The sequence below is a fragment of the Phenylobacterium sp. genome, assembly GCF_035569475.1.
In the GTDB taxonomy this organism is placed as follows: domain Bacteria; phylum Pseudomonadota; class Alphaproteobacteria; order Caulobacterales; family Caulobacteraceae; genus Phenylobacterium.
In genome coordinates this window covers 1-11,788 of the sequence record NZ_DATMNA010000096.1, presented here as the reverse complement: position 1 = coordinate 11,788, position 11,788 = coordinate 1, and the positions used below count along the sequence as shown (strand labels likewise).

At 69.8% G+C, this 11,788-nt stretch carries 15 protein-coding genes and 1 pseudogene; 12 read left to right on the top strand and 4 right to left on the bottom strand.

Annotation, left to right across the window (positions count from 1 at the left end; translation table 11 throughout):
* The first annotated feature begins 13 nt into the window (after nt 1–13).
* From uvrC to VNW53_RS15675, 10 genes and pseudogenes are all read left to right on the top strand, one after another.
* Nucleotides 14–1,852: an excinuclease ABC subunit UvrC gene (gene uvrC, locus VNW53_RS15715; protein ID WP_325556731.1), complete on the top strand. Its 1,839-nt coding sequence runs from the start codon at nt 14–16 to the stop codon at nt 1,850–1,852.
* A 246-nt stretch (nt 1,853–2,098) separates the two neighbouring features.
* Nucleotides 2,099–2,194: pseudogene (locus VNW53_RS19910) on the top strand (hypothetical protein); the annotation flags it as partial.
* Between the two features lie 95 nt (nt 2,195–2,289).
* Nucleotides 2,290–2,430 carry a hypothetical protein gene (locus tag VNW53_RS15710; protein ID WP_325556729.1) on the top strand — a complete coding sequence of 47 codons (141 nt, stop codon included), beginning with the start codon at nt 2,290–2,292 and terminating at the stop codon, nt 2,428–2,430.
* A 3-nt stretch (nt 2,431–2,433) separates the two neighbouring features.
* Nucleotides 2,434–2,811, top strand: a complete 378-nt coding sequence (locus VNW53_RS15705) for a hypothetical protein (protein WP_325556728.1) — start codon at nt 2,434–2,436, stop codon at nt 2,809–2,811.
* A gap of 110 nt (nt 2,812–2,921) precedes the next feature.
* Nucleotides 2,922–3,197: a hypothetical protein gene (locus VNW53_RS15700; protein WP_325556727.1), complete on the top strand. Its 276-nt coding sequence runs from the start codon at nt 2,922–2,924 to the stop codon at nt 3,195–3,197.
* The gene (locus VNW53_RS15695; RefSeq protein WP_325556726.1) at nt 3,197–4,573 is read left to right on the top strand and encodes a hypothetical protein; all 1,377 of its coding nucleotides are present in this window, start codon (nt 3,197–3,199) and stop codon (nt 4,571–4,573) included. Before VNW53_RS15700 ends, VNW53_RS15695 begins: the two co-directional genes overlap by 1 nt.
* A gap of 139 nt (nt 4,574–4,712) precedes the next feature.
* Nucleotides 4,713–5,333, top strand: coding sequence for a CDP-diacylglycerol--glycerol-3-phosphate 3-phosphatidyltransferase (pgsA, locus tag VNW53_RS15690; protein ID WP_325556725.1), 621 nt, complete (start codon nt 4,713–4,715; stop codon nt 5,331–5,333).
* A 248-nt stretch (nt 5,334–5,581) separates the two neighbouring features.
* Entirely contained in the window at nt 5,582–6,232 is a 651-nt protein-coding gene (locus tag VNW53_RS15685; RefSeq protein WP_325556724.1) for a glutathione S-transferase family protein, read from the top strand.
* Between the two features lie 5 nt (nt 6,233–6,237).
* Nucleotides 6,238–6,573 (top strand): metalloregulator ArsR/SmtB family transcription factor, encoded by a 336-nt coding sequence (locus tag VNW53_RS15680; protein ID WP_325556723.1) that lies wholly within the window; start codon nt 6,238–6,240, stop codon nt 6,571–6,573.
* Nucleotides 6,570–7,052, top strand: a complete 483-nt coding sequence (locus VNW53_RS15675; protein WP_325556722.1) for an SRPBCC family protein — start codon at nt 6,570–6,572, stop codon at nt 7,050–7,052. The genes VNW53_RS15680 and VNW53_RS15675 overlap by 4 nt, the downstream gene beginning before the upstream one ends.
* Here the strand turns inward: VNW53_RS15675 and VNW53_RS15670 are convergent.
* On the bottom strand, nt 7,049–7,372 hold the full coding sequence (locus VNW53_RS15670) for an NIPSNAP family protein (RefSeq protein WP_325556721.1): 324 nt from the start codon (nt 7,370–7,372) through the stop codon (nt 7,049–7,051). The genes VNW53_RS15675 and VNW53_RS15670 overlap by 4 nt on opposite strands.
* A gap of 16 nt (nt 7,373–7,388) precedes the next feature.
* Complete coding sequence (locus VNW53_RS15665) at nt 7,389–8,765, bottom strand: L-serine ammonia-lyase (RefSeq protein ID WP_325556730.1); 1,377 nt, start codon at nt 8,763–8,765, stop codon at nt 7,389–7,391.
* Between the two features lie 90 nt (nt 8,766–8,855).
* On the opposite strand from VNW53_RS15665, the gene VNW53_RS15660 reads away from it, so the two are divergent.
* Nucleotides 8,856–9,977 (top strand): acyltransferase, encoded by a 1,122-nt coding sequence (locus VNW53_RS15660; protein WP_325556720.1) that lies wholly within the window; start codon nt 8,856–8,858, stop codon nt 9,975–9,977.
* On the opposite strand, the gene VNW53_RS15655 is transcribed toward VNW53_RS15660, so the two are convergent.
* Entirely contained in the window at nt 9,928–10,821 is an 894-nt protein-coding gene (locus VNW53_RS15655; RefSeq protein ID WP_325556719.1) for a pirin family protein, read from the bottom strand. The two genes, VNW53_RS15660 and VNW53_RS15655, sit on opposite strands and share 50 nt — an antisense overlap.
* Before the next feature lie 23 nt (nt 10,822–10,844).
* Nucleotides 10,845–11,342 (bottom strand): Lrp/AsnC family transcriptional regulator, encoded by a 498-nt coding sequence (locus tag VNW53_RS15650; protein ID WP_325556718.1) that lies wholly within the window; start codon nt 11,340–11,342, stop codon nt 10,845–10,847.
* Between the two features lie 141 nt (nt 11,343–11,483).
* Between VNW53_RS15650 and VNW53_RS15645 the strand changes: the two genes are divergently transcribed.
* The coding region (locus VNW53_RS15645; protein WP_325556717.1) for a hypothetical protein at nt 11,484–11,788 on the top strand (305 nt) is incomplete at its 3' end.

Genomic DNA, 11,788 nt, shown 5'->3' with positions numbered 1-11,788 from the left:
CGCCACACCGCCCCTGAAGGGCGCCGCGCTCATCAAGGACGAGGTGAAGCGCCTGCCGGACCGGCCGGGCGTCTACCGCATGATCGGCGACGAGGGCGAGGTGCTCTACGTCGGCAAGGCGCGGTCCCTGAAGAAGCGCGTCATCCAGTACGCGCAGGGCCGCTTCCATACCCAGCGCATCGCCCACATGGTCGACCTGACGCGCGCCATGGAGTTCGTCACCACCCGCACCGAGACCGACGCGCTGCTGCTTGAGATCAACCTGATCAAGCAGCTGAAGCCCCGCTTCAACGTCCTGCTGCGCGACGACAAGTCCTTCCCCGAGATCGTCATCCGCCGCGAGCACCGGGCGGCCCAGCTTCGCAAGCACCGCGGCGCCCACACCATCAAGGGCGACTACTTCGGCCCCTTCGCCAGCGCCAACGCGGTCAACAAGACGCTGAACACCCTGCAGAAGGCCTTCCTGCTGCGCTCCTGCTCCGACAGCGTCTACGAGAGCCGCACCCGCCCCTGCATGCTGCACCAGATCAAGCGCTGCGCCGCCCCCTGCACCGGCCTGATCGGCCTGGAGGACTACGCCGGCCTGGTGGACCAGGCCGAGGCCTTCCTGCGCGGCAAGTCCCGGGCGGTGGTCGCCGGCCTCGCCGAGCAGATGACCGCCGCCGCCGACGAGATGGAGTTCGAGCGCGCCGCGCGCCTGCGCGACCGCATCCGCGCGCTGGCCTCTGTCGCTCAGGAGCAGCAGATCAACCCGGAGACGGTGGACGAGGCCGACGTCTTCGCCCTCCATGCCGAGGGCGGCCAGGCCTGCGTCCAGGTGTTCTTCTTCCGCGCCGGCCAGAACTGGGGCAACCGCGCCTATTTCCCCCGCGTCGACAGGTCCGACGAGGACCCCGACGTCATGGGCGCCTTCCTGGGCCAGTTCTACGACGACAAGCCGATCCCCCGGCTGATCCTGACCAACATCGAGCCCGCCGAGCGTGACCTCCTGGCCGACGCCTTCTGCCTGAAGGGCGGCCGCAAGGTGGAGATCGCCCGCCCGGTGCGCGGCGAGAAACGCCAGCTCGTCGACCACGCCCTGATCAACGCCCGCGAGGCGCTCGGCCGGAAAATGTCGGAGAGCTCCGCCCAGGCGAAGCTGTTGGCCGGCGTCGCCGAGGCCTTCGGCCTCGACGCCCCGCCGGAGCGGATCGAGGTCTACGACAACTCCCACATCATGGGGACCAACGCCGTGGGCGGCATGATCGTCGCCGGCCCCGACGGCTTCCAGAAATCCCAGTACCGCAAGTTCAACATCCGCGGCGCCGACATCACCCCCGGCGACGACTTCGGGATGATGAAGGAGGTCCTGCGCCGCCGCTTCGGCCGGATGGTGAAGGAGGAGGAAGAGGGTGGCGAGGCCATCCGCCCCGACCTGGTGCTGATCGACGGCGGCATGGGCCAGATCAGCGCGGTGATGGAGGTCCTGGCCGACCTGGGCGTCGACGACATCGCCGTCGTGGGCGTCGCCAAGGGCCCCGACCGCGACGCCGGGCTGGAGCGGTTCTTCATCCCCGGCAAGCCCTACTTCATGCTCGAGCCCAAGAGCCCGGTCCTCTACTACCTCCAGCGCCTGCGCGACGAAGCCCACCGCTTCGCCATCGGCACCCACCGCGCCAAACGCAGCGCCGAAATGAAGAAGAACCCCCTGGACGAGATCGAAGGCGTCGGCCCCGGCCGCAAAAAGGCCCTCCTCCACGCCTTCGGCTCCGCCCGCGGCGTGAGCCGGGCGTCCGTGGACGACCTGCTGAAGGTCGAGGGCGTCAGCGCGCCCCTGGCCGAGCGGATCTACGGGTTTTTCAGGAAGGGGTGACGACCTCCCCCATCGCGGCAGCGATGGCGGGAGGGGTGGAGGGGGCAAGCCCCATCCACCGAGCCCACAACAGCCAGGCCTCTCCCCCGGCGAAGCCGAGAGGGAGAGGGTAGGGAGAGGGCGGCGCAGGCGCCAACACCTTCCGCGGCGGTCGCCCAAAGCCCCCAATGAAGGCCCTTGATCAACCTGCGCAGCCATCGTCGCGCCCAGCCGCCCTCTCCTTCATCCTCTCCCTCTCGCTTCGCGGGGGAGAGGCGGGCGAGCGTGGATGACCTGCTGAAGGTCGAGGGCGTCAGCGCGCCCCTCGCCGAGCGGATCTACGGGTTTTTCAGGAAGGGGTGACGACTTCCCCCATCGCGGCAGCGATGGCGGGAGGGGTGGAGGGGGCAAGCCCCATCTGCGGAAGCCATCAACAGCCAGGCCGTAGCGCCCCGCTTGTGGCTTGCCCCTTCCACCACGCCCTCTCCGGGGCGTGGTCCGCCTCCCGCCGCTGCGCGGGAAAGTCGAAGCCGGAGTTCGCCGAGGCCATGCGCCTGGCGCACGAGGCGCTGGCCGAGCGGTTCAGCGACCGGGGCTGAGCCATGGTCATGCAGGCGACGCCGGAGACCGCCTACCTGACCCAGGTGCGCCTGGGCCAGCTCCGCTGGACGGCCGCGATCCTCGGCCCGCGCACCCACGGGCGGCTGAAGCCCACCGAGCCGCCCGAGCCGCCGCAGGTGACGACCATCTGCTATCGCCACTTCGAGATCGAGGTCGAGCCTGGAACTGGCCGGCGCCGGGTGATCGCCTGGACGCCCGACTCGGACACCCTGAAGCCGGTCCGCGAGGCCGAGGGGCTGTGGACGGGCCCGGTCGATCCGGTCGCGAAGGCGGCCGCCATCCAGCGGCTGGCCGATGAGCGCGGGGCGCCCGAGAGCCCGGCCGGCCCGCCACCGGACGATCCGGAAGGGTGGTGCTAGGGCGCTGGCCCGACAACCGGGAACCTAACCGACCGCGGGGCATTGCGGGGGCGGAAGGGCCCGTCCTCGCGTTCCATCAGGAAGGCGTTGCGCCCCGGGCAATCTCAAGCATGAACAGCGTCAGTATTCCCGCCCGCCGGTTGGCGTCGCGGCGCCGCGTCCTGGGCCTGGCGGCCGGCGCCATGGCGTTCGGGGGCGTAAGCGCCGCCGGGCTGGCCGCCGCGGCCGCGGCGAAGGCCACCCAGAAATCGGTCGATTATCAGAGCCATCCCAAGGCGGGGAAGGGCTGCAACACCTGCAACGCCTTCCAACCGCCCTCCAAATGCAAGACCGTCGAGAGTCCCGTCGAGGCCGGCGGCTGGTGCAGCCAGTACAAGAAATCCTAGTGGCCGGCCTCGGTCGCGCCGCCGCCCCGCCGAACCTGTCGCGCCGGTTCAGGATCGCCCCGCTGCTGGCCTTCGCGGTCGCCGCCCTGGGGGCCGGCTCGGCCCTGGCGGTGCCCAGCTTCGCCATCCAGACTGACCATCCCTGCCAGTCCTGCCACGTGGGCGGCTTCGGCCCGCAGCTCACCCCCTACGGGCGTGAGTTCAAGCTGCGCGGCTATACGGAGCGGGCGACCGCCTTCAACCTGCCGGTCTCGGCCATGGCGGTGGCGTCCTACGTCCGTACGCAGAAGGACCAGGCCAGCCCGCCGGCCAACGGCTATTCCACCAACGACAATACCGCCCTGGACCAGGTGAGCCTGTTCGTCGCCGGCGGCCTGGGCTCCCATCTGGGCGGCTTCGTGCAGACCACCTACGACGGCATCGGCAAGGCCTGGACGTGGGACAACCTCGACCTGCGCGCCACCACCGTCACCCACATCAAGGGCAAGGAGGTCGTGCTGGGCCTCGGCCTCAACAACAACCCCGGCCTGCAGGACGCCTGGAACACCCTGCCGGCGTGGGGTTTCCCCTACACCAGCTCCGCGCTCGCCCCGTCGCCGTCCGCCTCGCCGCTGTTCCTCGGCGGCCTGGCCCAGAACACGCTCGGCGTGACGGCGTACGCCTGGGTCGACTCCGCGGTCTATGTCGAGGGGGGCGCCTATGGTTCGCCCTCGCGCTCGGCGCTGACCCATCTGGGCGCGGATCCCTTCTCGCCCGGCGACATCGATGGCTTGGCGCCCTATGGCCGCGTGGCGTTCCAGACCAAGGTCGCCGACGGGACCCTCCAGGTCGGCGCCTTCGGTATGCGCACCGACATCCATCCCGGCCGTGACCGGCTGACCGGGACCACTGACCGCTACCAGGACCTGGGCCTCGACGGCTCCTATCAGAAGGCGCTCGACAGCGGCGACGTGGTGAGCCTCGACGCGCGCTACCTGCACGAACGGCAGACGCTGAACGCCACCTGCGCGCTCGCCGGCCCCGCGCCGGGGTGCGCCGACACGCGCCTCACCGACCTGCGGGCCGCCGGCTCCTACTACTGGCGCAACAAGGTGGGCGCGACGGTCGCGGTGTTCGACACCTTCGGCCCGGCCAATCCGGCGCTGTTCGCGGCCAACCGGACCTTCAAGCCCGACAGCAGCGGCGTCACCCTGCAACTCGACGGAACGCCCTGGGGCGAGGGCAAGAGCCCGCTCGGCCCGCGGTTCAACATGCGGGTGGGCGTGCAGTACACGCTCTACAGCCGCTTCAACGGCGCCGGCTCGAACTACGACGGGGCGGGGGCGAACGCCTCGGACAACAACACGCTCAGAATCTTCACCTGGCTCGCCTATTGAGGCGCGCCCGGGGCTGGGCGCGCCGGCCGGCGGTCTCGTGGGAAGCGACGCATTTCCTGGCCGTCCAGCCAAGACGACGCGGGCGCGAGCGGCTAAGCTCGCCTGGAACGAAGCGCCCGCGGGCGCGCTGGATGGCCCGATGAAATCGCTCCCCAACATCCTGACGTCCATGCGCCTGGTCCTGGCGCTGTTCATGTTCGTGGCCCTGGCCGCGGCGGCGGGCGCGGTGCCCGGCCTCTCGGACCACCTGGAGCCGCAGGTCCAGTTCGCCCTCCAGCGATGGGCGGTCTACGCCTTCGTCATCGCCGCGGTGACCGACTTCTTCGACGGCTGGCTGGCGCGCAGGATGGACGCGGTCAGCGTCTGGGGCGCGATCCTCGACCCGATCGGCGACAAGGTGCTGGTCTGCGGCGCGATCCTCGGTTTGATGTCGCTGGGCGCCCAGCCCATGGTGCTGCTGCCCGCGGGCCTGATCCTGTTCCGCGAATTCACGGTCAGCGCCCTGCGCGAGGTCGGCGCCGGCAAGGGCGTCAAGCTGCCCGTCACCCTGCTCGCCAAGTGGAAGACCACCCTGCAACTGGTGGCGCTGGCCATGGAGCTGGTGGTCGGCGCCTGGGGGGCCTTTTCGTTCCTGCCGCAGGACCCGGCCATCGAGGGCCCCTTCACCATCGCCGCCCACAGCCTGTTCTGGCTGGCCGCCCTCGTCACCCTCATCACCGGCGCCCAGTACTGGGAACAGACCCGCAAGGCGCTGGCCTAGGCACAGCCGGCGCCTCCAGCTCCTCCCCCGTTGAACGGGGGAGGGGGACCGCGAAGCGGTGGAGGGGCGCTGCCGGCGCACCGAGTTCACCGCACGGCCCCAACGCCCCCTCCGTCAGCTTCGCTGCCACCTCCCTCGCACGCTGCCGCTACGGGGGAGGAGCCGGAGCCATCGCCCGTCGGCAAGAGCGGCTTGACGCCCACTGCCCATCTGATACTTAGGTAATCACTTAAGTATGGAGCCGGGCGATGACCCTCACCCTCTACTATCACCCGCTGTCCTCCTTCTGCTGGAAGGCGCTGATCGGGCTCTATGAGGCCGACGTGGCGTTCGAGCCGCGGCAGGTGAACCTGGGCGATCCGGCCGAGCGCGCGGCGTTCCAGAAGGTCTGGCCGCTGGCCAAGTTTCCGGTGCTGCGCGACGAGGGCCGCGGCCGCACGATCCCGGAGTCGAGCGTCATCCTCGACTACCTGGCGCGGACCGAGCCGTCGGCGGCCTTCCTGATCCCGGACGATCCGGAGCTGGCGATGCGGACCCGCCTGATCGACCGGCTGATCGACAGCTACATCCACCTGCCGTTCCAGCAGGTGGTCGCCGAGCGGCTGCGCCCGGACGACAAGCACGACCCCTACGGCGCCGAGCAGAACCGCGCCGCCATCCGCCAGGGCTACGACCTGATCGCCCCGATGATCGAGGGGCCGTGGGCCATGGGCGAGGCCTTCACCGCGGCCGACTGCGCGGCCCTGCCGGCGCTGTTCTACGCCGATTATGGCGTTCCGCTGGCGGGCTGGCCGTCGCTGGCCGCCTACCTGGAACGGCTGAAGGCGCGGCCCGGCGTGGCCCGGGTGCTGGCCGAGGCCGAGCCCTGGTTCCAGTACTTCCCGCTGAAGGATGGCTGAGCGCCATGGCCGCGGCCAACCTCGACCTCACCTTCCAGGCCCTCGCCGACCCGACGCGGCGCGCCATGGTCGAGCGCCTGTCCCGAGGCCCGGCCTCGGTCAGCGAGCTGGCCCAGCCCTACGCCATGTCGCTGCCGGCCATCGTCCAGCACCTGGCCGTGCTGGAGGCGAGCGGCCTGGTGCGCTCCGAGAAGGCCGGGCGCGTGCGCACCTGCCGCATGGAGCCCGCCGCCCTCAGCCTCGCCGAGCAGTGGTTCAACCAGCGCCGGGCGGAGGCGGAGCAACGTCTCGACCGACTCGGCGAACACCTCAGGCGATTTCCCGACGGAGAACCGAAATGACCGCCGACACCCTCGTCAAACGCAACGTGTCGCACGGCGTCTTCACGCTGGAGCGAACCTATCCCGGCGTCACCCCGCAGCGGGTGTTCGACGCCTTCGCCAGCATCGAGGGCAAGAACGGCTGGTTCACCGCCCCCAACGCGCTGTGGGACATCGGCGAGCGGACGATGGACTTCCGGATCGGCGGCCGCGAGCGGCTGGTGGGCAATTGGAAGAACGGCCTGGTGACCGAGTTCGACGCCACCTACTTCGACATCATCCCCGGCGAACGGATCGTCTACTGCTACGAGATGCGGCTCGACGGGCGGAAGATCAGCGTCTCGCTGGCCACCTTCGAGATCAAGGCGGTCCCCGGTGGCGGCGCGCACCTGGTCCACACCGAGCAGGGCGCCTTCCTCGACGGCTACGACGACAACGGCAGCCGCGAGCACGGCAGCCGCGAGATCCTGGACAAGCTCACCGCCTATCTGGAGGGCTAGGCGGCCGGCGGGACCTCGAAGAACGGCGCGGGATTCAGGATCTGGTTCTCCTGCTTGACCACCAGGGGGCCGACCTCGGCGATATAGGCCAGCCACTCGGGGTCGGCCCACAGGGCGGCGCGGCGCCTGGCCCGTTCGTCCAGGCTGTCGTAGGCCCACAGGTGGACCACCTGGTTCAGCGGCCCGACCTCGACGCTGTAGTAGCCCACGAGATGGCCCAGGATGCGCTTCTGCACCGCGAGCCCCTTCTCCCCATAGAGCTTGAAGTACCGCCCCGTGGCGCCCAGGCCCAAGGTGTAGGTGCGCATCTCGACGATCATCCGTAGACGTCCTTTCTCAGCATTCCGCCAGGTTGACGGCCAGGCCGCCGAGCGAGGTTTCCTTATAGACGTGGGACATATCCTCGCCGGTCCGCTTCATGGTGGCGATCACCTTGTCGAGGCTGACCGAGTGCTGGCCGTCGCCGAGCAGGGCCAGGCGCGAGGCGTCGATGGCCTTCACCGCGCCCATGGCGTTGCGCTCGATGCAGGGGATCTGCACCAGGCCGCCGATCGGGTCGCAGGTCAGGCCAAGGTTGTGCTCCATGCCGATCTCCGCGGCGTTCTCGACTTGGGCGTTGGTCGCGCCCAGCGCCGCGGTCAGGCCGGCCGCGGCCATGGAGCAGGCGACGCCCACCTCGCCCTGGCAGCCCACCTCGGCGCCCGAGATCGAGGCGTTCTTCTTGTAGAGCGCGCCGATGGCCGCGGCGGTCAGCAGGAAGGTGCGCCGCCCTTCCGCCGTGCCCCGGTGGAAGCGGTCGTAGTAGCGCAGCACCGCCGGCACCAGGCCCGCCGCGCCATTGGTCGGGGCGGTGACCACCCGGCCGCCGGCCGCGTTCTCCTCGTTCACCGCCAGCGCCCAGAGGTTCACCCAGTCCAGCGCCGCGAGCGGGTCGGCGATGCGCTTGTCGGCGTCGCACATCAGGCTCTGATGCACCTGGAAGGCGCGGCGCTGCACCTTCAGGCCGCCGGGCAGGACGCCGTCGGTCTTCATGCCGCGGTCGATGCAGGCGTACATGGCGGCGGCCACCTCATCGAGGCCGGCGTCGATCTCGGCGTCGGTGCGGCGCACCCGCTCGTTGGCTCGCATCACCTCGGCGAAGGTGAGGCCGGCGCCGGCCGCCATCTCCAGGAGCTGCGCGCCGCTGTCGAACGGGTAGGGGACCTCTACCAGGGCCGCAGCCTCCGGCGGGGTGTTCAGCCCCATCTCGCCCTCGTCGCGCACGAAGCCGCCGCCGATGGAGAAATAGGTCCGTTCGCCGAGTGCGGCGCCCGCGGCGTCGAAAGCGGAAAACGTCAGGCCGTTGGGATGCTGCGGCAGCCGCGTGCGGCCTTCCCAGAGGAGGTCGGTCGCCTCGTCGAAGCCGATGCCGTGGCGGCCGGCCAGGTTCAGCCACCGGTTGGCGCGCACGTCGACGACCACCCGGTCGGCGGCGTCGGGATCGAGGCCGCGTGGCTCGAACCCAGCCAGGCCCAGGATCACCGCCCGGTCGGTGGCGTGGCCGCGGCCGGTGAGGGCCAACGAGGCATAGAGCGTCACCTGCACCCGCGCGGTCCGGTCGATCCGATCGCCCAGCCACTCCAGGAACCGCCCCGCGGCGGTCATCGGGCCCATGGTGTGCGAGCTGGACGGGCCGATCCCCAGCTTGAAAAGATCGAAGACGCTGACGTTCATGGGGGCTGTGTAACCGATGCGCGGGGTCGGCGTCTCCGTCGCCAAAAGCTCGGCGTTGGTGACGCCCGGCAATTCCGATAGCTACGCCGCATGAGCGTGGGCCAAGAGCGTGCAAACCTGCCGGAGCCCGTAAGCCGATACGTGTTTCTCGACTACCTGCGGGCGCTCGCGGCCTGGCTGGTGGTCTGGGACCACTTCGGCAACATCATGCCGCGCGGCCTGGGGCATGTCTTCGGCCCGGCCGAGTGGGTGCGCCACAACATCACCGGACCGCTGGGGATCATCCAGGACTTCGGCTGGTTCGGGGTGGCCCTGTTCTTCCTGATCAGCGGCTTCATCATCAGCGACCGCGCCCGGGTCGAGAGCGTCTATGTCTTCGCGGTGCGGCGGGTGCTGCGCATCTATCCGATGCTGGCGGTCGCGGTGCTGCTGTCGGCGGCCTTCGTGGCGGCCCGGACGGACGTGACCCCGCGCGCGGTCCTGCTCAACCTGACGCTCGCCAACTACGTCATCTACCCCCAGGTCGTGCTGCTGGGGGTCGCCTGGACCCTGATCATCGAGATGATCTTCTATGGCCTGACCGCGGCCACCCAGTTCGCGCGGGGCTCGCCGCACCGGATCGCCTTCAACCTGGCGGCCACGGCCCTGGTGATCTGGAAACGCGGCGCCTTCGGCCTCGATTTCGGACTCTTCGCCACCGCCACGGCCTATCTGCCGGTCCTGGTCATGGGGCAGACGGTCTATTGGTGGATGGCCAGGCGGCGCCTCTCGGCGGCCTGGGGCCTCGCCTATCTGGCGGCGGCCGCGGCTGTGTTCCTATGGGGCCTTCGCGCCATGCAGCCCGGCTTCCTGCCGGTGACCAACTCCTATTTCATCTCCCTGGCCTACGCCCTGCTGCTGTTCGTCGCCCTGCTGCACATCCCGCTGCCGGAGCGCCGCTCGGTGCGCCTGCTCTCGGACACCAGCTATTCGGTCTACCTGCTGCACGGCGTCGTCGGGTGGCTGACGCTGGCGGGTCTGATCGACCGCACGCCGCTGATCGTGGCGATCATGGCGGCGGCGGCCGTCTCCCTGGCCGCCGCCTATGTGGCCCACCGGCTTGTGGAGCTGCCGTTCCAGCGGCTCGGCCGCTATCTGACCCGCGGCCGCGGCGCCGGGCGGCTCAGCTCATCGCCGGAGCCGGCCCCGGGGGATCGGGCGGCAGGGGGATGAACTCCAGATCGTCGGCGTCGGGCAGCTTCATGCGCCCGGCCCGCCAGTCGGCCTTGGCCTGCTCGATGCGGTCCTTCGACGAGGCCACGAAGTTCCATTCGATGAACCGCGGGCCGAGGGGCTCGCCGCCCAGCAGCATGACGATGGCGTCGGTCACCGCCTTGACCAGGACCGGCTGGCCGGGCGCGAAGACCGCCATCTGGCCGGCGTTGATCTGGCGGCCGTCGATCTCGACGACGCCTTGCGCCACATAGGCCGCGCGCTCGGGATATTCCGCGGGCAGTTGGGCCGTGGCGCCGGCGTCCAGCGCCCAGTGGACATAGAACATCGGCGAGTGCGTCTTCACCTTGGCCTCGGCCCCGAAGGCCTTGCCGGCGATCAGCCGCGCCCACAGGCCCTGGCCCTGATAGGTTGGCAGGTCCTCGGGCCCGTGGTGGGCGAAGGCGGGATCGGTCTCCTCGTCCTCGACAGGCAGGGCCACCCAGGCCTGGATGCCGTGCATGATCCCGCCGTGGGCGCGCAGGTCCTCGAAGCGTTCGGAGTGGGTGATGCCCTTGCCGGCGGTCATCCAGTTGACCTCGCCCGGCCGGATCACCTCGGTGGTCCCCACGCTGTCGCGGTGGGTCATGGCGCCCTCGAAGAGGTAGGAGACCGTCGACAGCCCGATGTGCGGGTGCGGCCGCACGTCGACGGTGCGCGGGAAGCCCGCCTCGAACTGCGCGGGGCCCATGTGGTCGAAGAAGACGAAGGGCCCGACCATGCGGTGCGCATGGAACGGCAGGACGCGGCCCACTTCGAACCCGCCGAGGTCCTTGCGGCGCTGGTCGATGACGAGTTCGATCATGGGAAGGCTCCGTTGCGGGAGCCCTATCCTTGCGCGCTCACATAGGGGCTGATCAAGCCGAGCGGGGCAGCGGTGGTGTTCTTCACCGAGCGGATGACGATGCGGCTTTCGATGTTCGACACCAGGCCCAGCGACAGGATCCGCTCGCGCAGGAAGTCGTCGAAGGCGTGCATGTCGCGGGTGACGACCCGCAGCTCGTAGTCGGCGGAGCCGGTGACGGTGGCGCACTGCACCACCTCGGCCAGCTTGCTGATCGCGGTCTCGAAGGCGTCGAGATTGTCGCGGGTCGGCAGGCTGAGCTTGACGGTGCAATAGACCTCGAAGCCGAGGCCCAGTTTCTCGCGGTCGAGGATGGTCACCCGGCGCTGGATGACGCCCGCGTCCTCCAGCCGCTTGATCCGCCGCCAGCAGGGACTGGAGGACAATCCGACCCGTTCGGCGATCTCGGCGACCGACAGGCCGGCGTCGTGCTGGATAAGGTCCAGGATCTTAGCATCGACGGCGTCGAGCACCTCAGACAAGTTTTCCTCCCCGTTCAGCGCCATATGGGCGTCGTTCGTGCCCCGGAACCGAGAGGCGGGGGCACGCTTTTGGCAAGCAATTGCTGCGATCTTATATGATCTTCCAAACGACACGCGAGGGGCAGAAGGAAGAAAATTGCGATGCGGCACGCTGAAGTGACGCTCGACGACAAATTTCTGCTCACGGAAGGCCGGGTTTTCATCACCGGCGTCCAGGCGCTGCTGCGGGTCTTGATGGACCAGCACCGGCTGGACGAGGCCGCTGGCCTGCATACGGCGGGATTCGTCTCCGGCTATCGCGGCTCGCCGCTCGGCGGGCTGGACCAGCAGGCTGGCCGCGCGGCCAAGTTCCTGCAGGCCGCCGAGGTGGTGTTCAAGGAGGGGGTCAACGAGGACCTGGCCGCCACCGCCGTCTGGGGCAGCCAGCAGGCCAACCTGTTCCCCGA

Excerpts from the sequence above, each read along its gene's own strand:
- VNW53_RS15705 (WP_325556728.1), top strand. The coding sequence starts at position 2,434 with ATGGTCATGCAGGCGACGCCGGAGACCGCCTACCTGACCCAGGTGCGC.
- VNW53_RS15700 (WP_325556727.1), top strand. The coding sequence starts at position 2,922 with ATGAACAGCGTCAGTATTCCCGCCCGCCGGTTGGCGTCGCGGCGCCGC.
- pgsA (WP_325556725.1), top strand. The coding sequence starts at position 4,713 with ATGAAATCGCTCCCCAACATCCTGACGTCCATGCGCCTGGTCCTGGCG.
- VNW53_RS15685 (WP_325556724.1), top strand. The coding sequence starts at position 5,582 with ATGACCCTCACCCTCTACTATCACCCGCTGTCCTCCTTCTGCTGGAAG.
- VNW53_RS15680 (WP_325556723.1), top strand. The coding sequence starts at position 6,238 with ATGGCCGCGGCCAACCTCGACCTCACCTTCCAGGCCCTCGCCGACCCG.
- VNW53_RS15675 (WP_325556722.1), top strand. The coding sequence starts at position 6,570 with ATGACCGCCGACACCCTCGTCAAACGCAACGTGTCGCACGGCGTCTTC.
- VNW53_RS15670 (WP_325556721.1), bottom strand. The coding sequence starts at position 7,372 with ATGATCGTCGAGATGCGCACCTACACCTTGGGCCTGGGCGCCACGGGG.
- VNW53_RS15665 (WP_325556730.1), bottom strand. The coding sequence starts at position 8,765 with ATGAACGTCAGCGTCTTCGATCTTTTCAAGCTGGGGATCGGCCCGTCC.
- VNW53_RS15660 (WP_325556720.1), top strand. The coding sequence starts at position 8,856 with ATGAGCGTGGGCCAAGAGCGTGCAAACCTGCCGGAGCCCGTAAGCCGA.
- VNW53_RS15655 (WP_325556719.1), bottom strand. The coding sequence starts at position 10,821 with ATGATCGAACTCGTCATCGACCAGCGCCGCAAGGACCTCGGCGGGTTC.